Here is a 25,061-nt window from a genome sequence, read left to right as displayed (position 1 = left end):
CCATGAACCCTGACAGCAGAGACCTGAACGGACGCTGAACGTTCGGTGTCAGTCCGGCCGGTAGCCGAGCAGCCGGGCCAGCGCCAGAACCAGGTTCGACCGGTTCAGGGTAAAGAAGTGGAACTCCGTAATCCCCTGGTCGACGAGTTCCAAGACCTGTTCGGCGGCTACCGCCGATGCGACCAGCGCATGGGTCTCGGGATCTTCGTCCAGCCCGTCGAACCGGTCGGCGACCCAGCCGGGAATCGACGCGCCGCAGCGGGCCGCAAAGCCCGAGATCTGCTTGAACGAATGGATCGGCTGGATGCCCGGCACGATCGGCGCGGAGACACCGGCCGCTTGCGCCCTGTCGACCAGGCGGAAGTAGTCATCGTTGTCGAAGTACATCTGGGTGATGGCCCGGGTCGCCCCGGCATCGAGCTTGCGCTTCAGGTTGTCGATTTCCGCGTCCCAGCTCGGGCTTTGCGGGTGCCTCTCCGGGTAAGCCGCAACCGAAATGTCGAAATCGCCGATCCGGCGAATGCCGGCCACGAGGTCCGCGGCATCCTTGTATCCATCTGGATGGGGCGTGAAGGGCTTACCGACGCCCTCCGGCGGGTCGCCGCGCAGCGCCACGATCCGGGTGATGCCAGCGTCCTTGTAGCCCTGCACCACGGCGTCGACTTCTTCGCGCGTCGCCCCGACGCAGGTGAGGTGCGCCGCAGCATCGACGCCTGTCTCGGACTTGATCCGGCTGACCATGCGCAGCGTCCGCTCCCGGGTCGAGCCGCCGGCGCCGTAGGTGACCGAGACGAAGCGCGGGTGAAGCGGCGAGAGCTTATGGATCGACTCCCAGAAGCGCTCCTCCATGACGTCCGTCTTGGGCGGGAAGAACTCGAACGAGACGAGGAAATCAGGCCGCGCGTCCGGGCTCCGGCGGCTCGGGCGGTCGGTGTAGTCGGTGCTCATAAGGATCTGTCCGTCTCGTCGATAAGGCGCCAGAGGCACACGGTGAGGCCCTCTGTCGGATTGGTGGGCGGGAAGCACTGGAGGTCGGCCACGGCGAGGTCCGCGGCCCGGGCCCAGGCTGTCATCTGTGCCTCGGACAGTCCGAGGCGGCGGTGCGCATGATGGCTGCGCAGGAACTCGAGGCCATGCGGCGCAAAATCGACGATCAGCATCTCGCCGCCGGGCTTCAGCGCGCGGCGTGCCTGCAGCAACACCCGACCCGGATCGTCGAAATAGTGCAGCACCTGGTGGACGATGATCATGTCGGCCTTGAGCGCCACGCCATCGAGATCGCTGATGTCCCCGAGCCGCACCTGCGCGTGGCCGATGGACGTCGCGGCGAGCTTGGCGCGCGCCACCGCGATCATCTCGCGACTGGCGTCGATGCCGATGCCCCGCCGATAATGCCCCGCAAGCAGTTCGAGCATGCGACCGGTGCCGGTGCCGAGATCGACCAGCGTGTCGACGGCCCTGCCCTCCAGCGTCTTCACGATGGCCGCCTCCACGGCCTCCTCAGGCACGTGCAGAGACCGCAGCAGGTCCCAGCTGTCGGCCACCTTGGCGAAGTACTCGGCCGCCTGCTCGGCTTGTGCAAGTCGCACCGCCTCGAGCCGCTTGGTGTCCCGCAGCCGATCCGGATCGTCGGGCGAAAGCCGCGAGATGAGCCAGCGGGCGAGATCACCACCGGCCCCCTCCGGCGCGAGGCCGTAGTAAGCCCAGGCGCCCTCGGCGTTGCGGCTCACCAACCCGGCGTCGGCGAGCAGCTTCAGATGGCGCGAGACGCGCGGCTGGCTCTGGCCCAGAATCTCGGTCAGGTCCTTGACCGACTGCTCGCCATCGGCGAGCAATGCCAGGAGGCGCAGCCGGGTCGTCTCCCCCGCCGCGCGCAGCACCCCCACCAAGTCAGCCGTGTCGTTCATCGAGCCTCGCGAGATATAAAGATATCTTTATATGCGTTGCGAGACGAGGTCTAGCCCCCGCCAACCTGCTCCCATGATCGCGGCGGCCGGCAGCCGATCACTTAGCCATTGCGCTAAGTATCAATCCGGATTACTTAGCCACATGGCTCAGCATCAGACTCAGCTCGACGACGTTTTCCTGGCCCTCGCCGACCCGACCCGACGGGCCGTCATCGCCCGGCTCGGCCGGAACGAGGCCAGCGTCAGCGAGCTGGCCGCGCCCTTCGAGATGGCCCTGCCCTCGTTCATGAAGCACATCCGCGTGCTCGAGGACGCAGGCCTGATCCACACAAGCAAGCATGGGAGGGTGCGCACCTGCCGGATCGACACGGCGCGCCTTTCGCTCATCGATGGCTGGCTCGATGAGCAGCGCCGGACCTGGGAGGGCCGCACCGACCGGCTCGAGCAGTTCCTCCTGGGCGCACAACACAAGGACGGTCACAGATGATCACACGCAACCCCGAGCTCGACCTTTCGCTGACACGGACCATCAAGGCGCCGCGCGACCTTGTCTGGAGTGCCTGGACCACGCCGGCAAGCTTCGAGCAGTGGTGGATTCCCCGCCCTGCCCTGTGCCGGATCGCCCAGATGGACGTCGTGCCCGGCGGCGCGCTCGTCACCCGCATCAGCGAAAATGGCGGCGACTTCGTCACCCATTTCGACGGCTGCTACCTTGCCGTCGACGACGGCCGGCGCCTCGTCTTCACCAACTCCCTCGTTTCCGGCTGGCGGCCGGCGGAGCAGCCGTTCATGACGGCGATCATCACCCTGGCCGACCACGCCGAGGGCACTGAGTATACCGCCTACGTCATGCACAAGAGCCCTGACGACCGGAACCTGCATGAGGAGATGGGCTTCTTCGACGGCTGGGGTACGGTCGCCGACCAGCTCGCCGAGTTCGTCGAACGCGGCGTGCAGTAGCCGGACAAAAAAGGGCGGTCCGAGGACCGCCCTATAGGGTTGGACAGACTTTGGATGGTCTCAGGCGGCGCCGACGACGTCCTCATTGGGCAGACGGCGGCGGAAGGCATGGGTCCGCCAGAGCTCGAAGATACCGGCCGCCTCGTCCTTGCTCAGCGCCTCGAAGCGCTTGCGGACGTTCTGCAGGTCGGCCTGGGTGGGCAGGTCGCGCCACGGCATGGACGCGATCATTGCCTCGAAGAGGTCGGGCTGGATGCCGAGCGCACGAAGCGCCACCGTGATCGCCACATAGTCCTGCATGGCCAGCCACTTCACGAACACTTCCGGCCCCACGCGCAGCAGCATGGTGAGCGCGGCGGCAGTGTGGTGGCCGTAGCCGAAGCGGGCAAAGCGGATCAGCGCGCGCTCATCGAGCTGCTTGCGGTCCGACAGGGCCTTCACCTGGTTGTAGGCGACCTTCCAGTCCTGGCTGGAGAAGCCGGCGCGGTTGCGCATGCGGTTGTAGACCACCGCCTGCACCTTGCCGACCGTAACCGGATCGACCCGCGGGTCGATCTGCTCGATCGTCTCGCGCACCTTGTCGCCGACGGCGTCGATCTTGGTCGAGAGCGCTTTCCAGTTGATGTCGTCGCGGCCGCGCAGGTCGGCGGCGATCGTCGCATCGGCAGCGGCGCGCTCGGCCAGGCGCTCGAGCGTCGTCTGCCCGAGTTCTGCATTGGTGTTGCGGACCAGCTTGATCACTGAAGCCGTCTCGCCGTGCTCGACGATGGCTTCGCCGACGCGCTCGGGCACCTGCTGGCGACCGGCGATGGCGATACGATGTGCCTCGGACTGCTTGGCGATGATTTCGATCAGGTCATCGTCGCTCAGCACGTTCGAGAATTCGAGCAGCGGCCGAGCCACCTCGATCTCGTCATTGGCGAGCTTGACCACGACGTTGCCCGGCGCGCGGTCCAGCGGTGCGAGGAGCTTGGCCACATGGGCCCGCGCCTCGGCTTCCACGAGTTCGGCGAGCTGGCACAGCACCTCGTCGTACTGCGCGACCTGCTCGTCGTCGCAGCGATCCGACACGTAGGAATAAAGCTGGGCCATGTTGCGGAACAGCTGTTCGCGTTCCACGATGTTGGAGTCACCGTTCAGGACCCTGAACGTCGAGAAGGCGCGAGTGTTTGCGGTGCCCTCTTCCATATCAGTCATGTTCACTTCCCTCCGGCTTCTGCCGACTGCTCGACAGATTTGTCCATCAGTTAAGTGCGGCCGCTGAAGGTAAGGACGGGGATTTGATTCAAATTGTAGCAATCCGGTTCACCGGTTGCTCATCATGGAAAGGGCCCGGACAGCATTGCGACCGGGCCCAGAAGGCGTCCGTCAGACGCGACGGCTGAGGCGCCCGACCGCATCGGACGCCTCAATGTCAGTGTGCGAGATCGAAGCGATCCGCGTTCATCACCTTGACCCAGGCCGCCACGAAATCCTTGGCGAACTTTTCTGTCGCATCCGACTGGCCGTAGACTTCGGCAAGCGCACGCAGCACCGAGTGCGACCCGAAGATCAGGTCGACGCGGGTGGCGGTCCACCTGGGTTCACCGCTCTCGCGGTCGACGCCCTGATAGACGCTGTGCGTGTCGTCCGCCGGCTTCCACTTCGTGCCCATGTCGAGCAGGTTGACGAAGAAGTCGTTGGTCAGCGTCTCGGGCCGGCTGGTGAACACGCCGTGCTCGGGATTGCCTGCCTTCAGCACGCGCAGGCCACCGACGAGCACCGTCATCTCCGGCGCGGTCAGCCTCAGCAGTTGGGCGCGATCGACCAGGTTCTCTTCCGGCGTAAGCCGCTGGCGGCCGCGCGAGTAGTTGCGGAAGCCGTCGACGACCGGCTCGAGCGGGGCGAACGACGCTGCGTCGGTCTGCTCGGCGGAGGCATCGGTGCGGCCCGGAGTGAAGGGCACGGCAATATCGAGACCGGCATCCTTGGCAGCCTTCTCGACGCCTACCGAACCGGCAAGGACGATCAGGTCGGCCAGCGACACTGTCTTGCCACCGGCGTTGAACTCGGCCTGGATGGCCTCGAGGTGGCCAAGCACCTTGCCCAGCTGCTCGGGCTGGTTGACCGCCCAGTCCTTCTGCGGTGCGAGCCGGACACGGGCGCCATTGGCGCCGCCCCGCATATCGGAACCACGGAAGGTCGAGGCCGAGGCCCAGGCAGTGCTGACGAGCTCGGAAACCGTGAGGCCGGTAGCGAGGATCTTGCCCTTGAGCGCGGCGATATCCGCGTCGTTCACCACGTCATGATCGAGCGCCGGGACCGGATCCTGCCAGATCAGGTTCTCCGCCGGGACCTCCGGACCGAGATAGCGGGCCTTGGGACCCATGTCGCGGTGAGTGAGCTTGAACCAGGCGCGGGCGAAGGCGTCGGCGAACTCGTCCGGGTTCTCGAAGAAGTGGCGCGAGATCTTCTCGTAAACCGGATCGACGCGGAGCGCGATGTCGGACGTCAGCATGGTCGGCGCATGGCGCTTGGAAGGGTCGTGCGCGTCGGGGATCGTGTTTGCCCCCATGCCGTGCTTGGGCGTCCACTGCTGCGCACCGGCCGGGCTCCTGGTCAGCTCCCACTCGTAGCCGAACAGGTTCCAGAAGAAGTTGTTGCTCCACTTGGTCGGCGTCGAGGTCCAGGTAACCTCGAGCCCGCTGCCGATGGTGTCGCCGCCCTTGCCGGAACCGTAGCTGCTGGCCCAGCCGAGGCCCTGCTGCTCGATGGGGGCAGCTTCCGGCTCCGGCCCGACGAGCGACGCATCACCTGCACCGTGCGTCTTGCCGAACGTGTGGCCACCAGCGATTAGCGCCACCGTCTCTTCGTCGTTCATCGCCATGCGCGCGAAGGTGTCGCGGATGTCGCGTGCCGAAGCGAGCGGGTCCGGATTGCCGCCCGGGCCTTCCGGATTGACGTAGATGAGGCCCATCTGCACTGCAGCCAGCGGGTTATCGAGATCGCGCTCGCCGCTGTAGCGCTCCTCGGCCAGCCACTCGCCTTCCTTGCCCCAGTAGATATCGAGCTCTGGCTCCCAGGTGTCGGCGCGGCCGCCGGCAAAGCCGAACGTCTTGAACCCCATCGACTCCAGCGCGACGTTGCCGGTCAGGATCATCAGGTCGGCCCAGGAGATCCGGCTGCCGTACTTCTGCTTGATCGGCCACAGCAGGCGTCGGGCCTTGTCCAGGTTGACGTTGTCCGGCCAGCTGTTGAGCGGCGCAAACCGCTGCTGGCCCTCGCCGGCACCGCCACGCCCGTCGGCAATGCGGTAGGTACCGGCGCTATGCCAGGCCATGCGGATGAAAAGCGGGCCATAGTGCCCGAAGTCCGCCGGCCACCAGTCCTGCGAGTCGGTCATCAGCGCCCGCAGGTCCGCCTTCAGCCCCTCGTAGTCGAGCTTCTTGAACTCTTCGGCGTAGTTGAACAGCGGGCCCATCGGGTTGGACAGCGCCGTGTGCTGGTGCAGCACCGACAAATCCAGCTGGTTCGGCCACCAGTCACGGTTCGAACGCCCCTTGCCGCCATGCGGCACCGGGCACTTGCCCGCGCCACTCTCGGTTGCTGCTTCCATCTCGGTCTCCTGGTCAGTCTGGAATCGTTCCAGGGTTTTCGCCTACGCCGTCCGATAATGCCAATTGATTGCGCTACTGATGCTGATAACATCAGATTATGATCACTCTGAGACAGATGCAGTATGCGGCGACCCTCGCGGAAACGGGTCATTTCGGTCGCGCCGCCGAGCGCTGCCACGTCACCCAGCCAGGTCTGAGCCAGCAGATCCGGCAGCTCGAGGCGCTGTGCGGTGGTCCCCTGTTTGACCGCCTCGGCAAGACTGTTCGGCTCACGCCGCTGGGCCGCGAGTTCGTGGAACGCAGCCGCCCCATCCTCGATCAGGCCGATGCGCTGGAAGGCTTCCTTGCCGGGGCGCACGGCCATCCGTCCCGCCCGCTCCGGTTCGGGGTCATCCCCACAGTGGCGCCCTACCTCTTGCCCCACATTTTTCCGGCCCTTCAGCGCGAACACCCGACGCTGAGCTTCACCATTTCGGAGAGCCGCACCGACGCGCTGGTCAAGGCGCTCGCCGAAGGCGGCCTCGACTTGGCGCTCATCGCGAGCGAACCCCGCCCCGGCGGTCCCAAGCTGGCCAGTGCCCCGCTCTTTGACGACGAGTTCGTGCTCGCCACCGGTCTCGACGAGGAGCCCCGGGACCCGGTGCCGCTCACCGGCATCGACGGCGGACGCATGCTGCTGCTTGACGAAGGGCACTGCTTCCGCGACCAGGCCATCGCCGTATGCGACATCGGTCAGGAAGCAGCGGCCCGAACCTTCGCGGCCACGTCGCTCTCGACCATCGTCGAGTTCGTCGCCAACGGACAGGGCATCACGCTCCTGCCCGAGATCGCGCTACGCAAGGAGGCAACCGGCGACCGCATCCGTATCCACCGGCTCCAGTCGCCCGGCGCTCGTCGGCAATTGTCGCTGGTCTGGCGCGAGGCGACTCCCTTCGGCGAGGTCTTTTCGGAAGTCGCGGAAACGATCCGGCGGGCTCGCCCAGCCGTGGATCAGCTTACGGCCGGATAGATCGCCTGCCGCCAGACCCTGACCTTCACGCTATCGCCCGGCCGGATGATGCCCTCGCGCTCAACCCAGCCCACGAGGCCGCGCTTGCCCATCGCAGCCTGCACGAACGCGAACTCGACATCCCGCCGATCCGGGTAGTGCGCGACGATGGACTTGCCGGACTTGCGGCACGGTCCGTTGTCGCCATCGATCCGGATGGTCGCGCCGCTCGGAAACATCAACAGCGTCCGCGGCGGCAGGCTCGTGAAATGCGGAATGCCCGACAGCACGAGGTTCGCCCCGATCCAGCCGCCATCCAGCCGATCGAGCCCGAGTGTTGCCGCCACCTCGGCCAGTTCCTCCGCACTCAGCAGCGAAATCTGCCGCTCGTTTCGCATCGGCGTGCCGCGGGGATACCACGGCTCACGTGCGTTGCTGGGGCGGGTCAGCCCTTCGTGGCGGTCGCCGACGACACCGGCATAGGTGAGCATGATCTCGTCGCGCACCGTCGACTCGACGGCGTCGCTGTCGACGACGAACACGCCCTCCACCTGCCCCGATAGCGCGAGTGCCGGCAGTTCCTCGATCATGCTGCTCCCCTGCGCCGGCGCACCACCGAGTCGGCAGTGTAGACGATGAGGGAAAGCCAGATCATCCCGAAACTCAGCAGCCGCACCCAGTTGAGATGCTCGCCGAACACGACGATGGCGAGGATGAAGGCGATCGACGGAGCGAGGTACTGAAGCATGCCGATGGTGGTCAGCCGCAGCCGCTGCACCGCGTAGGCAAAGAGCAGCAGTGGCACCGCGGTCGCCGGTCCGGTCATGACGAGCAGGAACAGCGTGTAGGGATCAGCATGGACGCCGACGCCCCCATCGATCACGAAGCTGAAGAGCAGGTAGGCCAGTGCCGCGGGCGACAGGATCAGGGTCTCGACGAACAGGCCCGTCGCCGACGACGCCTTGGCCGTCTTCCTGAGATAGCCGTAGAGCGCAAATGTCAGCGCCAGCCCGAGCGCGATGTACGGCACGCCGCCGAGCCCCACTGCCTGGATTCCGATGGCGACGACGGCGATGGCCACCGACACGCCCTGCCACCGGTTGAGCCGCTCGCCCAGCACCAGCATGCCGATCGCCACGTTGACCATCGGGTTGATGAAATAGCCGAAGCTCGCCTCGAGCACCTGGTTGGTCTCGACCGCGTAGACATAGATCAGCCAGTTTGCAGCGAGCACGAACGCCGCCAGGGCCATCGAGCGCACCGCGGCGCGATCCCTGAGGATCGATCGGACTTCGGCCGTTCGGCCACCCACGATCATGATGGTTCCGACCAGCAGCAGGGACCAGAGCGTCCGGTCAGCCACCAGCGTCATCGCTCCCACGTGCCGGAGCAGGTCGAACAGCAGGGGCAGGAAGCCCCAGAGCAGATAGGCCGCAAGGCCCGCGGCAAGGCCGCTTTCGGTGGTTCGGGTTTCGGTGCTGCTGATGGAGGCCACGGCCGGACTTTCTAGGCCTGGCGGCCCCTGTGCTGCTCCGCTTCTAGCAGCCGCCCCACACACCGACAAATGAGAGTTTGTGATCGGAAACGTCACGATCCTTGATCGTGATCAAACCAATCGCCACGTCCTGCATTGAGACTGGCGTAAACCCAACAATGGAGAGTGCCATGAAAGCCAAGGTGACCTGGATCCTCATAGCGGACGGAGCGACAGCCAAGGTTTTCGAGCACTCGGGGCCCGGCAAGGGCCTCAAGGCCGTCGACGGACTGATGTTCGAGCAGGAGCCGCTGAGGGCCAGCGAGATCATGGCTGACAAGCAGGGGCGCAGCTTTTCCTCCGGCAGCGCTTTCGGCCGCAGCGCCATGGAATACTCATCCGACCCGGTGGCGGTTCGCGAGCGGCGCTTCGTCGAGAGCGTCGCCGAAGAGCTGGAGCGCAAGCACCAGCAGCATGCCTTCGACCGCCTCATCGTGGCCGCGGCACCCACTGCCCTTGGCGATCTGCGTCCCGCCCTCAGCAAGGGCCTGAAGCACACCATCATGGCCGAGCTTCCCAAGGATCTGACCAACATCCCCACAGACCAGCTCAGCCAGCACTTCGAAGACCTGCTGCCGGTCTGATCACTCCGCCGCGGCGGGCGCGAGGCTCACCAGTGCCTCGCCCGCCGCGAGCGGGAACCCCTCGTCCAGCCATCCGGTGACGCCGCCGATCATCTCCTTGACCGGGCGACCGAGCTGGGCGAGCCGGATGGCGCCCTTGTTCGCGCCGTTGCAGTGCGGCCCGGCGCAGTAGGTCACGAACATCGTCCCGGCCGGCCACTCCGCCATCCGCCGCTCGGTGATCTTGCCATGCGGCAGGTTGATCGCGCCGGGCACATGTCCCTCGGCGTAGAGCGAGGGACTGCGCACATCGAGCAGCACGAAGTCCTGCACGCCCCGGCTGAACGCATCGTGCACGTCCCAGCAGTCGGTCTCGAAACCGAGCCGGCGCGAGAAATGTGCCAGCGCTTCTGCGGACTGCGCGGCGGGGACCTGAGTGACATTGCTTGGCATGAACGCCTCCAATCGGTTCGAATGGCAGGAAGCTGCCGTGAAATGACATGATCTGCGAGTGGCGGGATCGCCAATATGCGGTAACATCCCGCCATCATGATTGAGCCCAACCGCCACGTCGCCAGCCTAGCCTACGACCAGCTCTGCATGTTCGAGTTCGGCATCGCCGTCGAAGTCTTTGGCCTGCCGCGACCCGAGTTCGCGCACCTCGACTGGTACAGCCACGAGGTCGTCGGCATCGAACCCGGCCCGTATCGCTCTACAGGCGGCATCACGGTCGACGCGGCACATGACCTCGGCCGGCTCGAGCAAGCCGGGCTCATCGTCGTGCCCGGCTGGCGCGGCGCGAAGCAACCCATCCCTGAGCCATTGGCCGATGCGCTGCGGGCTGCACACGCCCGTGGCGCCCGCATCGCCACGCTCTGCTCCGGCGTCTTCGTGCCCGCGAGAGCCGGCCTACTCGACGGTCGCCGGGCCACGACCCACTGGCGCTATGCCGGCATTCTCGCCGAGGACTTCCCCGGCATCACCGTCGAGCCGGACATTCTCTACACCGAGGACGGCAACCTGCTGACCGCTGCGGGATCAGCCGCCGGGATCGACCTCTGCCTCCACATCGTCCGGCAGGATTTCGGCGCCGAGGTCGCCAACATGGTTGCCCGCCGCCTCGTGCTGCCGGCCCATCGCGAGGGCGGCCAGGCCCAGTACGTCGCCCGCCCCGTTCCACGCGAACGCCGGGGTCGCATCGGGCCTTTGCTCGACGCGCTGAGGGGGCGGCTCGACGACGATTGGTCGATCGCCCGCATGGCCGAAACCGCAAGGCTTTCCGAGCGGACCTTGATTCGACACTTCAACGAGGGCACCGGCCTCAGCCCGCTCAACTGGCTGATCGCCGAGCGGGTCGAACGCTGCAAGGAACTGCTCGAAACGACCGGGCTCGACCTCGACGCCATCGCCACCGCGAGCGGCTTCCGCTCGCAGGAAACGCTGAGGCACCATTTCCGCGCCCGCACCGGGGTCAGCCCGACGGCCTTCCGCCGGGCCTTCGGACGAAAGGCTGCCTAGTCGGCCTCATCCTCGTCGTTCTCGCCCTGCCCCGTCACCGCCTCGAGAAACTCGAACAGGATCGGGTTGAACAGGTCCGGACGCTCGAGGCTGGGGAAGTGCGCCGTGTCCTCGAGCACCACCGCGAAGGCGTTCTCCATCTCCTCCGACAGGTCCTCGTGCCGGTCGATGATGTCGGGCATGTCGAGCTCGCCGACGACCAGCAGCGTCGGCGCGGTGATCGAACCCAGGTTGTCGATCGCCGGCTCGGGCTCCTCTTCCTGCGTCAGCTTGGGGTGGTTGAGGTGCACCGCATTCATCTTGAGGAAGAGCTCGCGCGGCTCCCCCTGCACGCGCCCGGACTCGCTCAGCGGACCGTCGAGCCACAGGTGCGCCTCGATGCGGTTGATCGTATCGACGTTGCCGCGCTCCTCGGCATACTCGAGCGCATCCTCGAGATCGGCGGCTTCCTCCGGAATCTCGGCGCTCTCGCCGCCCGTGATCGCCGTCCCCACGAGGACGAGGCCGATCGTCCGCTCCGGATGCTCGAGCGCGAAATCGAGCGCCAGCGCGCCACCCATCGAGGAACCGACGAGGATCGCCGCGTGAACGCTCAGCTGGTCGAGCACCGTCTCGAGATCGACGAGGTGGTTGAAAGGCACATCCTCCGTCTGCGTCTCGCCAAAGCCGCGCCGGTCGTAGCTGATGACGTGGTAGCCCTCCTCCGCCAGCTCGCGCATCTGCTCCGCCCACATTCGCCGGTCGGTGACGCCGGAATGGAGGAACACGACAGGGATGCCGAAGCCATCCGCCTCGCCGCGGATCACCGCGCCATCGAACGGGATTTCAAAGGGAGAGGTCATGGTGATGCTCCGCGTTCCGCCAAAGGCGCCGCACTTATCACCGTGCTCGGCGCTAGGCCAGCCCGTCTACCAGGCGCAGATCTGGGTGGCCGTCTCGTCATTGTCCCAGCACGCGCCATCCTGCTCGTTGCGCAGGTACGAACCGGGCAGCGCGACGAAGTTCCCGCCCGGCTCATACCGGCCATAGCCGAACGCGACGCCGGGACTGTCCATGACCAGCTAGAACGACGGATAGCCTTCCGCCGTGATCTCGAAACTGCCGTCGCCGAGCGGTTCGAAATCGCAGTCGTAGTAACCGTCGTCGGTCGTGAAGCACCGCGCGTCCTTGGCGATGGCGGGCGCTGTGAGGGTCAGCACGGCGACGGTTGCGAGGAAGGCAAGGCGAGGTAGCATCCTGGGCTCCGGCGGCGCGTGGACTATGGCTTCCGAGCTATCGCAAAGCGGAGCGGGACGCTAGGTTCCAGCTTTACGTCCTCGACCCCGACCGCAACGTGGTGGAAGTGAACGCCGCCGCCTGAGGCCGCCTACTTCACCGCAACGATGAACAGCCGCGGAAACCGCAGCAGAACCTTGCCGTCGCCGGTCCGGGGATAGGCCTCCGCAATCAGCGCGAGATAGCGCGCGAGAAAGTCCTCGCGCTCGTCCGGCTCGAGCGGATCGATGAACGGCCTGAGCCCGGTGCCCTTCACCCATTCGACGATCGCCTCGGGGCCGGACAGCACGTGGTTGTAGACCGCATGCCAGATGTCGAGCCGCTGCGAGACCGGCCTCAGCGCATCGTAATAGGTCCGCACCGGCGGCAGCGGCGGCCTCGCCGCGTCGCGCAGCTTCTCCGCCCACGGCCCCTCCGCCGCCACCTGCCGCATCAGTTGATGGCTGGGCTCTGCCACGTTGTCGGGCATCTGAACGGCCAGCACCCCACCTGCGGGCAGGCCTGCGGCGACCCTCGACAGACCCTCCAGATGGTCCGGAACCCACTGGTAGATCGCGTTGGCGAAAACCACATCGGTTCCCGCGTCCGGGACCCATTTCCCTGCATCCGCCTCCGCAAACCTCGCTCGCGGGACACGCTTCCGCGCCTCCGCCAGCATGTTCGGCGAGTTGTCGAGCCCGACCACCTCCGCCTCGGGAAACCGCTCGACCAGCAACTCCGTGGAGTTGCCCGGCCCGCACCCCATATCCACCACCCGCCGCGGTCGCGCGACCGGCACCTGCGCCAGCAGATCCCGAGCCGGCCGCGTTCGCTCGTCTTCGAACTTGAGGTAGTTGGCGGGAGACCAGTCAGCCATCGTGTGCATCCGCGTTGTCGCCCCGACTTCTCGATCCAGCCGCCGATGCGGTCAAGTCGTACGCCCAGCCGGCCGCAGAATCGATGCGCCCCGCTCCTATGCGAGCGATGTGAAATTTGTTATTCGCGCCGGCAACAGCGTCCCTGACCAACCTTTCGAGCCGACTGGAGCCCCCTATGAGCACAATCCTGAAGAGCCTGCCCAAGGGGGAAAAAGTCGGCATCGCCTTCTCCGGCGGCCTCGACACCAGCGCCGCCCTGCTGTGGATGAAGCTAAAGGGCGCCAAGGTCTACGCCTACACCGCCAATCTCGGCCAGCCCGACGAGGCGGACTACGACGAGATCCCGAAGAAGGCCATGGACTTCGGCGCCGAGAACGCGCGCCTCGTCGATTGCCGCACTCAGCTGGTGCACGAAGGCATCGCCGCCATCCAGTCCGGCGCCTTCCACATTTCGACCGGCGGCATCACCTACTTCAACACCACCCCGCTCGGTCGCGCCGTCACGGGCACCATGCTGGTCTCGGCCATGCAGGAAGACGGCGTCAACATCTGGGGCGACGGCTCGACCTTCAAGGGCAACGATATCGAGCGCTTCTACCGCTACGGCCTGCTGACCAACCCGAACCTGCGCATCTACAAGCCTTGGCTCGACCAGCAGTTCATCGACGAGCTGGGCGGCCGCTCCGAGATGTCGGCCTTCCTCACCTCGCATGGCTTCGCCTACAAGATGAGCGCCGAGAAGGCGTACTCGACCGACAGCAATATCCTCGGCGCCACGCATGAGGCCAAGGATCTCGAGAGCCTCGACACCGGCATCAAGATCGTCAACCCGATCATGGGCGTGCCGTTCTGGCGCGACGACGAACCTGTGAAGGCCGAGAAGGTCGTCGTGCGCTTCGCCGAAGGCCAGCCGGTCGCACTCAACGGCCAGACTTTCACCGATCCCGTCGCCCTGTTCCTCGAAGCCAACGCCATCGGCGGCCGCCACGGCCTCGGCATGAGCGACCAGATCGAGAACCGCATCATCGAGGCCAAGAGCCGCGGCATCTACGAGGCGCCGGGCATGGCGCTGCTGCACATCGCCTACGAGCGCCTGGTCACCGGCATCCACAACGAAGACACCATCGAGCAGTACCGCATCAGCGGCATGCGGCTGGGCCGCCTGCTCTACCAGGGCCGCTGGTTCGACTCACAGGCCCTGATGCTGCGCGAAACCGCCCAGCGCTGGGTCGCCAACGCCATCACCGGCGAAGTGACGCTCGAGCTGCGCCGCGGCAACGACTACTCGATCCTCAACACCGAGAGCCCCAACCTCACCTACGCGCCCGAGCGCCTGAGCATGGAAAAAGTCGAAGACGCCCCCTTCACCCCCGCCGACCGCATCGGCCAGCTCACCATGCGCAACCTCGACATCGCGGACACGCGGGCGAAGCTGGACCTGTACAGCAAGACGGGCCTGATCTCGCTGGGCGAAGGCGGGGATATGCTGCGGCTCGAGGGCGAGAAGGACTGACTTGGCGGGCGAGGAGCCGGGCAGCCGCGCTGCCCGCACCCTGCCCCACCTCTCTACCAGCCTGGGTAGCGGGCCCCGGCCGCGCTGGCACTGAAATCTTGCGCAATGCTTCCGGCAAGGTCGACCGCCAGCGTCTCTAGCAGGTCCCGCACTCCCAGTTGCTCGACCCACTCGGCAGGGAACACGTCGGCCCCAAGGGCAGCGCCGAGCAGATTGCCGCAGATCGCTCCGGTTGAGTCGGAGTCGCCATCGTGATTGACCGCGGCGATCAGTGCGGCGCGCGGCGTTTCGGCCGACAGCGCGCAAAGCACTGCAATGCCGAGGGCTTCTTCGGCGACCCAGCCGCCACCAAGTTCCAGCAGGCTGGACCGCCAGCCAGTCGTGCCGGAAAACTGCAGCGCCAGGGACAGCGCAGCCGCCACCTCGACCCCGTCCGGGTCCATGAGGTTCTCTGCAATGGTCCGATCGACCGAACCCGCGAGATCCATGCCAGCGCAAAGTCTTGCGACGATTGCGGCCACTGCCCCGGACGCGTAATGCGCCGTCGGATGACCGTGCGTCGTGGCAGCTGCGTTGAACGCCAGCTTGAAGGCGGTGTCGGGATCGCCCGGAAAGGCCAAGCCCCAGGGCGCATCCCGCATGACGGTGCCGCACCCCTTGCTGTCGTTATCTGCTGGAATCCCAAAGTCAGTCGCGCTTCTGAGCGCCACCAGGCAGGTGGTGCCCGGCGCGCGCTGCGACCACAACCGCCGTTCTTCGATCAGCCAACCATCAAGGCCTTCGATCGTGGATCGTGCATCGTAGGTGCTGAGCTGAGTCCTCAGCCAGCGCAGGTAGGCATGGTGCACGACAGCCGCCCAGTCGACGGCGCCGTGAAGGCTCTGTCGCACCCTGGCGCGGATCAGGCCTTCGACCGTGAACATGGTCATCTGGGTATCGTCGGTAATCGCGCCTGCCGGACCGACGTCGTGGGCGAACCCAACTATCCCCTTGCTGCCATAGCGCGCCGCAATCTGCTGCGTCGACCAGAACTCCACCGGAGCGCCGAGCGCATCACCGCAGGCGCCCCCCAGGAGGCAACCACGGATGCGCTCGGTCAGCGGCAGATCCACCGCGGCCTTACCGCGTCAGCTTCTTGTATGTCACCCGGTGGTTGTTCACCGAGTCCGCGCCCAGCCGCCGGATCTTGTCCTGCTCGTAATCCTGGAAGTTGCCTTCGAACCACTCGAAGTGGCTATCCCCCTCATACGCCAGCATGTGCGTGGCGAGGCGGTCGAGGAACATGCGGTCGTGGCTGATGATCACGGCGCAGCCGGCGAATTCCTCCAGCGCCTCTTCGAGCGCCGCCAGGGTTTCGGTGTCGAGGTCGTTGGTCGGCTCGTCGAGGAGCAGCACGTTGGCGCCCGACTTCAGCATCTTGGCGAGGTGCACGCGGTTGCGCTGGCCGCCTGAAAGGTTGCCGACCTTCTGCTGCTGGTCGGCGCCCTTGAAGTTGAACGCCGACGTGTAGGCACGCGAGTTCATCTCGCGCTTGCCCAGCATCAGGATCTCGTTGCCGCCGGAGATTTCCTCCCACACCGTCTTGTTCGGCGCGAGCGTGTCGCGGCTCTGGTCGACATAGCCGAGGTTGACGTTGTCGGCGACAGTGATGGTGCCGGAGTCCGGCTTCTCCTGGCCGGTGATCATGCGGAACAGCGTGGACTTGCCGACGCCGTTCGGGCCGATGACGCCGACGATGCCGCCCGGCGGCAGCTTGAAGGTCAGGTTGTCGATCAGCACGCGGTCGCCGTAAGACTTGGTGACGCCCTCGATGTCGATGACATTGTGGCCCAGACGCTCGCCCGGCGGGATGATGATCTGCGCCGTGTTCGACTGCGTGCGGGCTTCGTTGACCTTCACCAGCTCGTCATAGGCGCGGATACGGGCCTTGGACTTGGCCATGCGCGCCTGCGGGCTCTGGCCCATCCACTCGCGCTCGCGCTCGAGCACCTTGGCGCGGGCCGCGTCTTCGGACTGTTCCTGCGCGAAACGCTTGGCCTTGGCGTTGAGATAGGCCGAGTAGTTGCCCTCGTACGGCACGCCACGGCCGCGATCGAGCTCGAGGATCCAGCCCGTGACGTTGTCGAGGAAGTAGCGGTCGTGGGTGATGATCAGCACCGCGCCAGCGAACTCGCGCAGGTGGTTTTCCAGCCACGCCGTGGTTTCGGCGTCGAGATGGTTGGTCGGCTCGTCCAGCAGCAGCAGGTCGGGCTTCGACAGCAGCAGCGCGCAGAGCGCCACGCGGCGCTTCTCGCCACCCGAGAGATTGTCCACCGAGGCATCGCCCGGCGGGCAGCCCAGCGCCTCCATGGCCACTTCGACCTGGCTGTCGAGGTCCCACAGGTTCTGGCTGTCGATGATGTCCTGGAGCTTGGTCGCCTCGTCGGCGGTCTCGTCGGAGTAGTTCATCATCAACTCGTTGTAGCGGTCGATGATGTCCTTCTTCTCCTTGACCCCCGTCATGACGTTGCCCTTGACGTCGAGCTGCGGGTCGAGCTGCGGCTCCTGCGGCAGGTAGCCGACCTTGGCGCCATCGGCCACCCAGGCTTCGCCGGTGAACTCGGTGTCGATACCGGCCATGATGCGCAGCAGGGTCGACTTACCCGAACCGTTCGGACCCAGGACGCCGATCTTGGCGTCCGGGTAGAAGCTCAAGTGGATGTTGTCCAGAACCTTCTTGCCGTTGGAGTAGGCCTTGTTGAGGCCGTGCATGTGGTAGATGAACTGGCGCGCCATGAAGCGTAAGGGTCCTGCCGCTGAATTCGGGGAAACAAGCGCCGTATGTAGGGGAACCCGCCGCGCGGGGCAACACCACCTCCGTTGAGTGGCGGGCGAGGAAGGTTTCCCGCCTCGGCCCCAGGCCGAGTACCGCAGGAATCTGTCCCCGCACCCGATCAAATCGGCTATTGAGGGCCCCTCTGGGGGAACTCATGCCAACTACGCCATTCGCACGCCGCGGCCGCGAGCTGCAGCAGGGCCAGCTGTCCGAACTGACCACGATTTCGTTCGATGGTAGCGATCGCCGGGTCGTCTTCACCGCCTCCGAAGTGATCGAGGCGCCGAACTGGACGCCGGATGGCCGGACGCTCGTCTTCAATGCCGGCGGCGAGCTGTGGCGCATCCCCTCCGACGGTTCGGCTGCCCCGGAGAAGATCGACACCGGTCACCTTCGCGACCTCAACAACGACCACGTGCTCTCGCCCGACGGCCAGACGATCTACGTCAGTTCCGACGACGGGCACCTCTATGCGCTGCCGATCGGCGGCGGCACGCCGAGGCGGGTGTCGAACACCTACCCGCACCGCCACCACTATTACCTCCACGGCATCTCGCCCGACGGCAAGACGCTGTCCTATGTCGGCATCAACGCCATCGGCGATAACCAATGGGCCAAGGTGAACATCTGGACCATTCCTGCCGATGGCGGCCCGGACACACAGTTGACCGACTTTCTGGTGCCCAACGATGGCGCCGAGTATTCGCCGGACGGCCAGTGGATCTGGTTCAACTCCGAGCAGGGTTCGCCCGGCCACGCCCAGATCTACAGGATGCGCACCGACGGCTCGGAGCTGACGCAGGTCACCTTCGACGAGCGGGTGAACTGGTTCCCGCACGTCTCGCCCGACGGCCAGTCGATCGCCTACCTGAGCTATCCCCCGGGCACCCAGGGGCACCCCGCCGACAAGGACGTGATCCTCCGCTTCATGCGCCCGGATGGCACCGGCACCCGCGACATCATCGGCTTCAACGGCGGCCAGGGCACGATCAACGTCAATTCCTGGGCGCCCGACAGCAAGCGGTTTGCCTACGTGGCGTATCCGGTGCGGTAGAGCTTCCTCACGCTTGGACGCCTCATCATGCCCCTCATGGCCGGGCTTGTCCCGGCCATCCAGCCACGCGGCGTCTGCCGCGTGAAACGACTCCCTCGCCGCACCGACGCGCGGTTGCTGGATCACCGGGACAAGCCCGGTGATGAGGGAGAGGCTGCAGGCCACGGTGCCCCAGCGGTCGCCAGGCCCCCTCAAAAATCCAGTGGCCGGCTATCGGCCACTTCCTTCATCACGAAAAAGGTCCGGGTCTGCCGCATGCCGGGCAGCCCGAGCAGTTGCGTTCCGTGCAGGCGGTTGAAATCCGCCAGATCGCGCACCCGGATCTTGAGGAAATAGTCGAAGTCGCCGGCCACCAGGTGGCAATCGAGCACGAACTTCAGCTTCTGCACCGCGCTCTCGAAGGCCGCAAAGCTCTCCGGCGTCGAGCGATCGAGCACCACCCCCACGAGCACGAGCGTCCCAAGTTCCACCCGCGCCGGATCCACCATGGCGCGAACGCCGGAGATGTAGCCGGCTTCGATCAGGTGCTGCGTCCGCCGGTGGCAGGTTGCGGCGCTGACGCCAACCTCGGCGGCAAGGTCCGCATTGCTGATCCGGCCATCGCGCTGCAGAGCGCGCAGCATCTTGAGGTCGATGCGGTCGAGATCCACTTCGGAAGATTCTTTCATTTGTGGCCTCATCGGTGAGCTGGATGGCGCGATGTGCTGCGATCAGCCGATCACACCACCGCAGTCCACTACCCAAAATAGAAAGCACCCTTCGCGAGACAATTGCTAGCCTTGAGGCAATCCCGACCTCAGGAGCCTGCCCATGAACCTCGCGAAGTTCCCTCGCTATCCGCTGACCTTCGGGCCGACACCGATCGAGAAGCTGGAGCGCCTCGGCGCCCATCTCGGCGGCGAGGTCGAGATCTACGCCAAGCGCGAAGACTGCAACTCCGGCCTCGCCTTCGGCGGCAACAAGCTGAGGAAGCTCGAGTACATCGTCCCCGACGCCATCGCCTCGGGCGCCGATACGCTGGTGTCGATCGGCGGCGTGCAGTCCAACCACACGCGCATGGTCGCCGCAGTCGCCGCCAAGATCGGCTTCAAGTGCCGGCTGGTGCAGGAAAGCTGGGTGCCGCACGAGGACGCCGTCTACGATCGCGTCGGCAACATCATGCTGAGCCGCATCATGGGCGCCGACGTGCGTCTGGTCGACGACGGCTTCGACATCGGCATCCGCGACAGCTGGAAGAACGCCATCGCCGAGGTCGAGGCGGCCGGCGGCAAGCCCTACCCCATCCCCGCCGGTGCCTCGGTGCACAAGTTCGGCGGGCTCGGCTATGTCGGCTTCGCCGACGAAGTGCGCCAGCAGGAGGCGCAACTCGGCTTCACGTTCGACTACATCGTCGTCTGCACCGTGACCGGCTCGACCCATGCCGGGATACTGGTGGGCTTTGCCGCCGACGGTCGCGCCCGCAACGTCATCGGCATCGATGCCTCCTGCACCCCGCAGCAGACCCGGGCCCAGGTGCTTGAGATCGCCCAGCGCACCGCCGAACTGGTCGAATTGGGCCGGCCAATCACCGGCGACGATGTGGTGCTGCTGGAGGAATACGCCTACCCGATCTACGGCGTCCCCTCCGAGGAAACCAAGGACGCCATCCGCCTCGTCGGTCGCCTCGAAGGCATGATCACCGACCCGGTCTACGAGGGCAAATCCATGCAGGGCATGATCGACCTGGTCGAGACCGGCTACTTCCCCAAGGGCAGCAAGGTGCTCTACGCCCACCTCGGCGGCGCCCCTGCCCTCAACGGCTACGGCTACGCCTTCCGCAACGGCTGAACTGGAGCGCTTTCAGGAAAAGTTGCAGACTTTTCCGAGAGCGCGACAAGCGCCGAAATGCTAGCTCGCCACCTCGGCGATCAGCCAGCGCGCGATCGGCCAGGTGTTGGTGAAGTGCTCCATGCACACGTCGGCAAAGTCTGGCTGGGCAGCGGCGTTGGCCGGCAACTCGATGCCGGCCGTCAGCCCCTCGTAGAGCAGGAACTCGGCGCGGTCCGGGTCCGCCTCGAAGCCGCGCGGCATCAGCTTGCGCGTCTTCTCGCCGATACCGTAGGCACCCTTCGCCTTCACTTCGGCCACCGCGGCGACCAGCGCCTTGCCGGAACGCGGGTGGATCACCGACTGGCGGAAGTTGTCCAGCATGTTCTTGTCGAAGCCGTACATGCCGGCGCCGAGAAACACCCGCTCGGCCTCGATATGCACGTAGAAGCCCGGCCGGTCCCAGCCGCGCTTGTCGCCATGCCAGAACCACAGCGCCAGGTGCTGCTTGTATGGCCGCTTGTCCTTGGAAAAGCGGATGTCGCGGTTGATGCGGGAGATCGACCCGTTGACCTTGGGATCGAAGTTCACCTCGGGTGACAGGGCCTTCAGCTTCGGCCCGATCTCGGCGACGAATGCCTTTCCCGGCTCCACATAGCCGGCCTCGTAGAGCGGCCGGTTGGCGTCGAACCAGGCTTTCTCGTTGTGCGCTGCGATCCCCGCGAGGAACTCGAAGGTCTGCTTGGGAAAGCCGCTCATCATGCCTCGATCCAGATGGGCACGGACTTGAAAGCCGGCGTCTTCGAGCGCGGGTCGACCGCGGTGCCGCAGAGAACGTTGGCCTCGGGATAGTAGGCGAGCGCCGAGCCGCGCGGCAGGTCGAAGCCGGTTGCCGTCCCCGCCATCCGGCCGGTGTCGGATGCGATGGTGATCCGCTGCCCCTCGGTAACTCCTTGATCCGCCATGTCTTCCCGGTTGAGGAAGATTGCGTCGCGGCCTGCCTTCAGGCGATAGCTGTCCTGCTCCTCGTAGATGATCGTGTTGAACTGGCCTTCCGAGCGGACGGTGGCCAGCGTCAGCTTGGTCGGCGGCTTGGGGACCGAGACGACCGTGAAGTGGGCCTTGCCATCCGGCGTCGCGAACTCGGGGGTGTGCATCACGCGGTTGCGGACGTGGAACTCGCGTTTGGCGACGTCGATATCGGCGAGCTGCTCGAGCCCGGGCACGATTTTCGCAATGGCCTCACGGACTTGCCGGTGTTCCTTGAATCGCTCGAAGGGGATCGGCGTGTCCGGGAGCAGCTGCTTGGCGAGGTCGCAGAGGATCACCGTTTCGGGGCGGACGTTGTCGAGGCGCTCGATGCCGCCGTCGGAGAGGCGGACATAGTTGAACATCGACTCCTGGGTGGTCGGAGACCACTCTTCGTCGCGCGCGGTGACCGGGAGGATCATGACCTCGCCGTCACCTAACCCATTGACATGTCCGCGGTTTAGCGTGGTCGTGAGGAACAGCTTGAAGCCGATCGCCTCCATGGCGCGGGTGGAGAAGGCGGTGTCGGGGGTGGCGCCCCAGAGGTTGCCGCCCATGATGACGGCGGCGTCGATCTCGCCGCGGGCGGCAGACTCGAGGCTGGCCATGGTGTCCAAGCCATTGATTCGGCTGAGGTTTATTCCGAAGGTTTGCTCCATGGCGGTGAAGACCTGCTCGGAGACGACCGGCTTGACGCCGATGGTGCCGATGCCCTGGACATTGGAGTGGCCGCGCAGGGGCAAGAGCCCGGAAAAACGCTTGCCGATCATACCTCTAAGCAGGGCGAGGTTGGCGATCGCCTCGACGTTGCCGACGCCGTGGAGGTGGTGGGTCATGCCCATGCCCCAGGCGAAGACGACGTTCTGCCGGCGGGCGTAGATGGTGGCGGACCGCTCTATGCTTTCGACCGAAACACCGGTGATAGTCGCGATTTCTTCCAGCGATATGTCATGAAGATCTGCCAGGAGTTGCTCGACGTTCGCCGTGTGCCCCGAAATGAAGGCGCGATCCTCCGCGCCCATGGCGAGGATCGCCTTCATCAGCCCCTTGAGCAGCCAGATGTCGGTGCCGATGCGCGGCTGCAGATAATCCGACGCGATCTCGCTCCCACCCTTGAGCATCGAGCTCGGCGACTTGGGCACGGCGAACTTCACCAGCCCAGGCTCCTTGGCCGGGTTGATGACGATCACGTCCCCGCCCCGGTCGCGGCAGTTCTTCAGCATGTGGATGAAGCGCGGATGGTTCGACGACGGGTTGGCGCCGATGACGAAGATGAGGTCGGCGCCGGTCAGGTCCTCGAGCTCCACCGTGGCCGTGCCCTTGCCGATGGTGGTGGCGAGCCCCTCGCTGGTCGCCTGGTGGCAGTAGTACGAGCAGTTGTTGACGTTGTTGGTCCCCCAGGCACGCGCCAGCAGCTGGAAGACGAAGCCCGCCTCGTTGGAGGAGCGGCCGGAGGAGTAGAAGAACGTCCGGTTGGGATCGGTGGTCTTCAGCTGCGCCGCCGAATGGGCGATGGCGAAGTCCCAGTTCACCGGCTCGAACCGGTCGGCGCCCGCCGCCTTGAACAGGGGCGTATTCAGCCGGCCGAGCCGCTCCATTTCGCGTCCCGAGAGCTGCTGCAGGTCGCCCAGCGGATGGAGGAACGCCTCGTTGGGAATCGGCGGCTGGATATCGGTCGATTGCGCCTGCACCGACTTGTTGCAGACGGACGGGAACTCGCCGAGTTCATTGGTCATCCCGCCCCGCTGGCCGCCCATGCCATAGGCGCAGGCCTTGCAGGCGTTGTGGGCGGTGAGTGCCTTGGCTGCCTTGCCGATTCCGATCTTGCGGATGGTTTCGACCGTGTAGAGCAGCTTCTTTGGGCCACCGCCTACGATCCGCGGCCTGTCGTCGATAGTCATCTGAACTCCTCGTCGGGCGCGAAGCTAGCATCGAGCGCGCAGCACCGCCAATGGCGCAACCGCAGGAGCGCAGCGACGTTGTCACCGCGTTGTGGAGGAAGAGCCAATGAACCCTAACATCGAGAACCGCATCCGCGATCGCGCCTACTACCTGTGGGAGAACGATGGGCGTCCCGAAGGCACGGACAAACAGTACTGGGCCCGGGCCGAACGCGAGCTATCCGAAGAAGGCGAGCTCGACCTGTCCGAGGAGGACAGCACGGTGACGCCGATCCCGCTCCAGGCAGGACTTCCGACGCTTTAGCCTCGATATTTCGGAGAATGCGACCTGGGCGGGCAAGCCTCGCTTCGGCACTGCCCGCCTAGAACGGCATGGCCTCACGTTGCCCTCCAGAACGGCACGGAGCCTTGCCATGTCCAGTCTTGCGCCTTCCTTCGGCCTGCTCCTCGTGACCGCGGCTCTTGCCGGCCTGCTCGGTCTCACCCAGGTGCTTGCCTGCACCCGGCTCGTCTACCTGGGCCCGAACGACAATGTCATCACCGCCCGGTCGATGGACTGGAAGACCGACATCGGCACCAACCTCTGGATCCTGCCCCGCGGCGTCGAGCGGACCGGGGAGACCGGCCCCAACACCATCCAGTGGACGTCGAAATACGGCAGCGTCGTCGCTACGGCCTACGACATTGCGACCACGGACGGTGTGAACGAGAAGGGCCTGATGGCCAACCTGCTCTGGCTGGTGGAGTCCGAGTACTCCGCCTTCGACGGCACCCAGCCCGGCCTCGCGATCTCGCTCTGGGCCCAGTACATGCTCGACAACTTCGCCACCGTTGCCGAGGCGGTCGCCGTCCTCGAGACCGAGCCCTTCGTCCTCGTGACCGACAAGATGCCGGATGAGGACAGGCTCGCCACCGTGCATCTGTCGCTTTCCGATGCGACCGGCGACAGCGCCATCGTCGAGTACATCGGCGGCAAGCAGGTGATCCACCACGGCCGGCAGTACCAGGTGATGACCAACTCGCCGACCTTCGACGAGCAGCTAGCGCTCAACAGCTACTGGGAACAGATCGGCGGCACGGTGTTCCTGCCCGGCACCAACCGCGCCTCGGATCGCTTCGCCCGCGCCATGTTCTACGTCAACGCCATCCCCAAGGACGAGGAGCCCAACCGGGCGCTCGCCAGCGTGGTCAGCGTGATCCGCAACACCTCGGTCCCGTTCGGCATCACCACCCCGGACCAGCCCAACATCTCCTCGACCCGCTGGCGCACCGTCCTCGACCACAAGCGCGGGCTGTACCTGTTCGAGTCGGCGCTGACCCCCAACACGTTCTGGGTTGATCTGAAGAAAATCGATTTCTCCGAGGAGACCGGCACGACCCGCAAGCTCGACCTCGGGCCTGATCAGGCGAACACGTTTGCCGGCGACGCGACGGAAAAGTTCGTGGAGACGAAGCCGTTCCGGTTCCTGGGGTTGTAGGCGGGTTCTGAGCACTCGGCGCCATCGCCGGGTCCCCGGGTCAAGCCCGGGAATGACGGTGACAGAGATGCGTATTGGGTGGAGTGGGCATGCCTTGTGAACTGACAAAGCAACCAACCACCGTCATCCCCGGGCTTGACCCGGGGACCCATGCGATGGCGATGGACCACAGCACCAACCAATGTCCTTTTCTGTCCGCTCCTTGACCGCTCCGTGCCTTTCGCCGCATGCTCGCACGGCCTAGCCTTGGGCAACTCATCCAGCCCG

The 25,061-nt window shown here is 65.7% G+C and carries 26 protein-coding genes; 10 read left to right on the top strand and 16 right to left on the bottom strand.

All coding sequences use genetic code 11. The features are described 5' to 3' along the window. Window positions 1-48: 48 nt before the first annotated feature. A complete protein-coding gene (metF, locus tag PRN20_RS19455; RefSeq protein WP_273959299.1) occupies window positions 49-948 on the bottom strand; it encodes a methylenetetrahydrofolate reductase [NAD(P)H] in 900 nt (299 codons plus the stop codon). Then, complete coding sequence (locus PRN20_RS19450) at window positions 945-1,907, bottom strand: ArsR/SmtB family transcription factor (protein ID WP_273959298.1); 963 nt, start codon at window positions 1,905-1,907, stop codon at window positions 945-947. Before PRN20_RS19450 ends, metF begins: the two co-directional genes overlap by 4 nt. A 142-nt stretch (window positions 1,908-2,049) precedes the next feature. On the opposite strand from PRN20_RS19450, the gene PRN20_RS19445 reads away from it, so the two are divergent. Together PRN20_RS19445 and PRN20_RS19440 are read left to right on the top strand one after the other, a co-directional pair. Next, entirely contained in the window at window positions 2,050-2,394 is a 345-nt protein-coding gene (locus tag PRN20_RS19445) for an ArsR/SmtB family transcription factor (RefSeq protein WP_273959297.1), read from the top strand. Then, window positions 2,391-2,867: an SRPBCC family protein gene (locus PRN20_RS19440; protein ID WP_273959296.1), complete on the top strand. Its 477-nt coding sequence runs from the start codon at window positions 2,391-2,393 to the stop codon at window positions 2,865-2,867. Before PRN20_RS19445 ends, PRN20_RS19440 begins: the two co-directional genes overlap by 4 nt. Before the next feature lie 60 nt (window positions 2,868-2,927). Here PRN20_RS19440 and PRN20_RS19435 read toward each other — a convergent pair whose 3' ends face one another. Both PRN20_RS19435 and katG read right to left on the bottom strand, forming a co-directional pair. Then, window positions 2,928-4,064 (bottom strand): DUF2336 domain-containing protein, encoded by a 1,137-nt coding sequence (locus tag PRN20_RS19435; RefSeq protein WP_273959295.1) that lies wholly within the window; start codon window positions 4,062-4,064, stop codon window positions 2,928-2,930. Window positions 4,065-4,281: 217 nt separating this feature from the next. Next, complete coding sequence (gene katG, locus PRN20_RS19430) at window positions 4,282-6,462, bottom strand: catalase/peroxidase HPI (protein WP_273959294.1); 2,181 nt, start codon at window positions 6,460-6,462, stop codon at window positions 4,282-4,284. Window positions 6,463-6,560: 98 nt separating this feature from the next. Between katG and PRN20_RS19425 the strand changes: the two genes are divergently transcribed. Continuing rightward, window positions 6,561-7,472, top strand: a complete 912-nt coding sequence (locus PRN20_RS19425; RefSeq protein ID WP_273959293.1) for a hydrogen peroxide-inducible genes activator — start codon at window positions 6,561-6,563, stop codon at window positions 7,470-7,472. On the opposite strand, the gene PRN20_RS19420 is transcribed toward PRN20_RS19425, so the two are convergent. Together PRN20_RS19420 and rarD are read right to left on the bottom strand one after the other, a co-directional pair. Then, window positions 7,454-8,041, bottom strand: coding sequence for an MOSC domain-containing protein (locus PRN20_RS19420; protein ID WP_273959292.1), 588 nt, complete (start codon window positions 8,039-8,041; stop codon window positions 7,454-7,456). The genes PRN20_RS19425 and PRN20_RS19420 overlap by 19 nt on opposite strands. Next, a complete protein-coding gene (gene rarD / locus PRN20_RS19415) occupies window positions 8,038-8,946 on the bottom strand; it encodes an EamA family transporter RarD (RefSeq protein WP_273959291.1) in 909 nt (302 codons plus the stop codon). The genes PRN20_RS19420 and rarD overlap by 4 nt, the downstream gene beginning before the upstream one ends. A 170-nt stretch (window positions 8,947-9,116) precedes the next feature. Between rarD and PRN20_RS19410 the strand changes: the two genes are divergently transcribed. Next, window positions 9,117-9,569, top strand: coding sequence for a host attachment protein (locus PRN20_RS19410; RefSeq protein WP_273959290.1), 453 nt, complete (start codon window positions 9,117-9,119; stop codon window positions 9,567-9,569). Here PRN20_RS19410 and PRN20_RS19405 read toward each other — a convergent pair whose 3' ends face one another. Continuing rightward, complete coding sequence (locus PRN20_RS19405; RefSeq protein WP_273959289.1) at window positions 9,570-10,001, bottom strand: rhodanese-like domain-containing protein; 432 nt, start codon at window positions 9,999-10,001, stop codon at window positions 9,570-9,572. A gap of 96 nt (window positions 10,002-10,097) precedes the next feature. Between PRN20_RS19405 and ftrA the strand changes: the two genes are divergently transcribed. Further along, a complete protein-coding gene (gene ftrA, locus PRN20_RS19400) occupies window positions 10,098-11,066 on the top strand; it encodes a transcriptional regulator FtrA (RefSeq protein ID WP_273959288.1) in 969 nt (322 codons plus the stop codon). Here ftrA and PRN20_RS19395 read toward each other — a convergent pair. The 4 genes from PRN20_RS19395 to tam form a co-directional block, all read right to left on the bottom strand. Further along, entirely contained in the window at window positions 11,063-11,908 is an 846-nt protein-coding gene (locus PRN20_RS19395) for an alpha/beta fold hydrolase (RefSeq protein WP_273959287.1), read from the bottom strand. The genes ftrA and PRN20_RS19395 overlap by 4 nt on opposite strands. A 66-nt stretch (window positions 11,909-11,974) precedes the next feature. Further along, on the bottom strand, window positions 11,975-12,121 hold the full coding sequence (locus PRN20_RS19390; protein WP_273959286.1) for a hypothetical protein: 147 nt from the start codon (window positions 12,119-12,121) through the stop codon (window positions 11,975-11,977). A 6-nt stretch (window positions 12,122-12,127) separates the two neighbouring features. Beyond that, complete coding sequence (locus tag PRN20_RS19385; protein WP_273959285.1) at window positions 12,128-12,301, bottom strand: hypothetical protein; 174 nt, start codon at window positions 12,299-12,301, stop codon at window positions 12,128-12,130. Window positions 12,302-12,432: 131 nt separating this feature from the next. Next, window positions 12,433-13,197 carry a trans-aconitate 2-methyltransferase gene (gene tam, locus PRN20_RS19380; RefSeq protein WP_273959284.1) on the bottom strand — a complete coding sequence of 255 codons (765 nt, stop codon included), beginning with the start codon at window positions 13,195-13,197 and terminating at the stop codon, window positions 12,433-12,435. A gap of 176 nt (window positions 13,198-13,373) precedes the next feature. Between tam and argG the strand changes: the two genes are divergently transcribed. Then, window positions 13,374-14,711, top strand: coding sequence for an argininosuccinate synthase (argG, locus tag PRN20_RS19375; protein WP_273959283.1), 1,338 nt, complete (start codon window positions 13,374-13,376; stop codon window positions 14,709-14,711). Between the two features lie 53 nt (window positions 14,712-14,764). Here the strand turns inward: argG and PRN20_RS19370 are convergent, their stop codons facing one another. Together PRN20_RS19370 and ettA are read right to left on the bottom strand one after the other, a co-directional pair. Continuing rightward, window positions 14,765-15,823, bottom strand: coding sequence for an ADP-ribosylglycohydrolase family protein (locus PRN20_RS19370; protein ID WP_273959282.1), 1,059 nt, complete (start codon window positions 15,821-15,823; stop codon window positions 14,765-14,767). 7 nt (window positions 15,824-15,830) lie between these two features. Continuing rightward, entirely contained in the window at window positions 15,831-17,486 is a 1,656-nt protein-coding gene (ettA, locus tag PRN20_RS19365) for an energy-dependent translational throttle protein EttA (protein ID WP_273959281.1), read from the bottom strand. A 194-nt stretch (window positions 17,487-17,680) separates the two neighbouring features. Here ettA and PRN20_RS19360 point away from each other — a divergent pair, with 194 nt between their 5' ends. Beyond that, window positions 17,681-18,580, top strand: coding sequence for a TolB family protein (locus PRN20_RS19360; RefSeq protein WP_273959280.1), 900 nt, complete (start codon window positions 17,681-17,683; stop codon window positions 18,578-18,580). A gap of 191 nt (window positions 18,581-18,771) precedes the next feature. Here PRN20_RS19360 and PRN20_RS19355 read toward each other — a convergent pair whose 3' ends face one another. Next, a complete protein-coding gene (locus tag PRN20_RS19355) occupies window positions 18,772-19,248 on the bottom strand; it encodes an Lrp/AsnC ligand binding domain-containing protein (protein WP_273959279.1) in 477 nt (158 codons plus the stop codon). A 142-nt stretch (window positions 19,249-19,390) separates the two neighbouring features. Between PRN20_RS19355 and PRN20_RS19350 the strand changes: the two genes are divergently transcribed. Next, on the top strand, window positions 19,391-20,407 hold the full coding sequence (locus PRN20_RS19350; protein WP_273959278.1) for a 1-aminocyclopropane-1-carboxylate deaminase: 1,017 nt from the start codon (window positions 19,391-19,393) through the stop codon (window positions 20,405-20,407). Between the two features lie 60 nt (window positions 20,408-20,467). Here the strand turns inward: PRN20_RS19350 and PRN20_RS19345 are convergent, their stop codons facing one another. Next, window positions 20,468-21,148 carry a DUF2461 domain-containing protein gene (locus PRN20_RS19345; RefSeq protein WP_273959277.1) on the bottom strand — a complete coding sequence of 227 codons (681 nt, stop codon included), beginning with the start codon at window positions 21,146-21,148 and terminating at the stop codon, window positions 20,468-20,470. Next, a complete protein-coding gene (locus PRN20_RS19340; protein ID WP_273959276.1) occupies window positions 21,145-23,316 on the bottom strand; it encodes an FdhF/YdeP family oxidoreductase in 2,172 nt (723 codons plus the stop codon). Before PRN20_RS19340 ends, PRN20_RS19345 begins: the two co-directional genes overlap by 4 nt. A 106-nt stretch (window positions 23,317-23,422) precedes the next feature. On the opposite strand from PRN20_RS19340, the gene PRN20_RS19335 reads away from it, so the two are divergent. Further along, window positions 23,423-23,620 carry a DUF2934 domain-containing protein gene (locus tag PRN20_RS19335; RefSeq protein ID WP_273959275.1) on the top strand — a complete coding sequence of 66 codons (198 nt, stop codon included), beginning with the start codon at window positions 23,423-23,425 and terminating at the stop codon, window positions 23,618-23,620. Between the two features lie 109 nt (window positions 23,621-23,729). Further along, window positions 23,730-24,794, top strand: a complete 1,065-nt coding sequence (locus tag PRN20_RS19330; protein ID WP_273959274.1) for a linear amide C-N hydrolase — start codon at window positions 23,730-23,732, stop codon at window positions 24,792-24,794. The last annotated feature ends 267 nt before the right edge of the window (window positions 24,795-25,061 follow it).

The organism is Devosia sp. ZB163 (assembly GCF_028613635.1).
Classification (GTDB): domain Bacteria; phylum Pseudomonadota; class Alphaproteobacteria; order Rhizobiales; family Devosiaceae; genus Devosia_A.
This window is presented reverse-complemented; position numbering and strand designations above follow the sequence as displayed.

Coding starts and splice junctions, on each gene's coding strand:
- metF (WP_273959299.1), bottom strand. CDS start 948: ATGAGCACCGACTACACCGACCGCCCGAGCCGCCGGAGCCCGGACGCG.
- PRN20_RS19450 (WP_273959298.1), bottom strand. CDS start 1,907: ATGAACGACACGGCTGACTTGGTGGGGGTGCTGCGCGCGGCGGGGGAG.
- PRN20_RS19445 (WP_273959297.1), top strand. CDS start 2,050: ATGGCTCAGCATCAGACTCAGCTCGACGACGTTTTCCTGGCCCTCGCC.
- PRN20_RS19440 (WP_273959296.1), top strand. CDS start 2,391: ATGATCACACGCAACCCCGAGCTCGACCTTTCGCTGACACGGACCATC.
- PRN20_RS19435 (WP_273959295.1), bottom strand. CDS start 4,064: ATGACTGATATGGAAGAGGGCACCGCAAACACTCGCGCCTTCTCGACG.
- katG (WP_273959294.1), bottom strand. CDS start 6,462: ATGGAAGCAGCAACCGAGAGTGGCGCGGGCAAGTGCCCGGTGCCGCAT.
- PRN20_RS19425 (WP_273959293.1), top strand. CDS start 6,561: ATGATCACTCTGAGACAGATGCAGTATGCGGCGACCCTCGCGGAAACG.
- PRN20_RS19420 (WP_273959292.1), bottom strand. CDS start 8,041: ATGATCGAGGAACTGCCGGCACTCGCGCTATCGGGGCAGGTGGAGGGC.
- PRN20_RS19410 (WP_273959290.1), top strand. CDS start 9,117: ATGAAAGCCAAGGTGACCTGGATCCTCATAGCGGACGGAGCGACAGCC.
- PRN20_RS19405 (WP_273959289.1), bottom strand. CDS start 10,001: ATGCCAAGCAATGTCACTCAGGTCCCCGCCGCGCAGTCCGCAGAAGCG.
- ftrA (WP_273959288.1), top strand. CDS start 10,098: ATGATTGAGCCCAACCGCCACGTCGCCAGCCTAGCCTACGACCAGCTC.
- PRN20_RS19395 (WP_273959287.1), bottom strand. CDS start 11,908: ATGACCTCTCCCTTTGAAATCCCGTTCGATGGCGCGGTGATCCGCGGC.
- PRN20_RS19390 (WP_273959286.1), bottom strand. CDS start 12,121: ATGGACAGTCCCGGCGTCGCGTTCGGCTATGGCCGGTATGAGCCGGGC.
- PRN20_RS19385 (WP_273959285.1), bottom strand. CDS start 12,301: ATGCTACCTCGCCTTGCCTTCCTCGCAACCGTCGCCGTGCTGACCCTC.
- tam (WP_273959284.1), bottom strand. CDS start 13,197: ATGGCTGACTGGTCTCCCGCCAACTACCTCAAGTTCGAAGACGAGCGA.
- argG (WP_273959283.1), top strand. CDS start 13,374: ATGAGCACAATCCTGAAGAGCCTGCCCAAGGGGGAAAAAGTCGGCATC.
- ettA (WP_273959281.1), bottom strand. CDS start 17,486: ATGGCGCGCCAGTTCATCTACCACATGCACGGCCTCAACAAGGCCTAC.
- PRN20_RS19360 (WP_273959280.1), top strand. CDS start 17,681: ATGCCAACTACGCCATTCGCACGCCGCGGCCGCGAGCTGCAGCAGGGC.
- PRN20_RS19355 (WP_273959279.1), bottom strand. CDS start 19,248: ATGAAAGAATCTTCCGAAGTGGATCTCGACCGCATCGACCTCAAGATG.
- PRN20_RS19350 (WP_273959278.1), top strand. CDS start 19,391: ATGAACCTCGCGAAGTTCCCTCGCTATCCGCTGACCTTCGGGCCGACA.
- PRN20_RS19345 (WP_273959277.1), bottom strand. CDS start 21,148: ATGATGAGCGGCTTTCCCAAGCAGACCTTCGAGTTCCTCGCGGGGATC.
- PRN20_RS19340 (WP_273959276.1), bottom strand. CDS start 23,316: ATGACTATCGACGACAGGCCGCGGATCGTAGGCGGTGGCCCAAAGAAG.
- PRN20_RS19335 (WP_273959275.1), top strand. CDS start 23,423: ATGAACCCTAACATCGAGAACCGCATCCGCGATCGCGCCTACTACCTG.
- PRN20_RS19330 (WP_273959274.1), top strand. CDS start 23,730: ATGTCCAGTCTTGCGCCTTCCTTCGGCCTGCTCCTCGTGACCGCGGCT.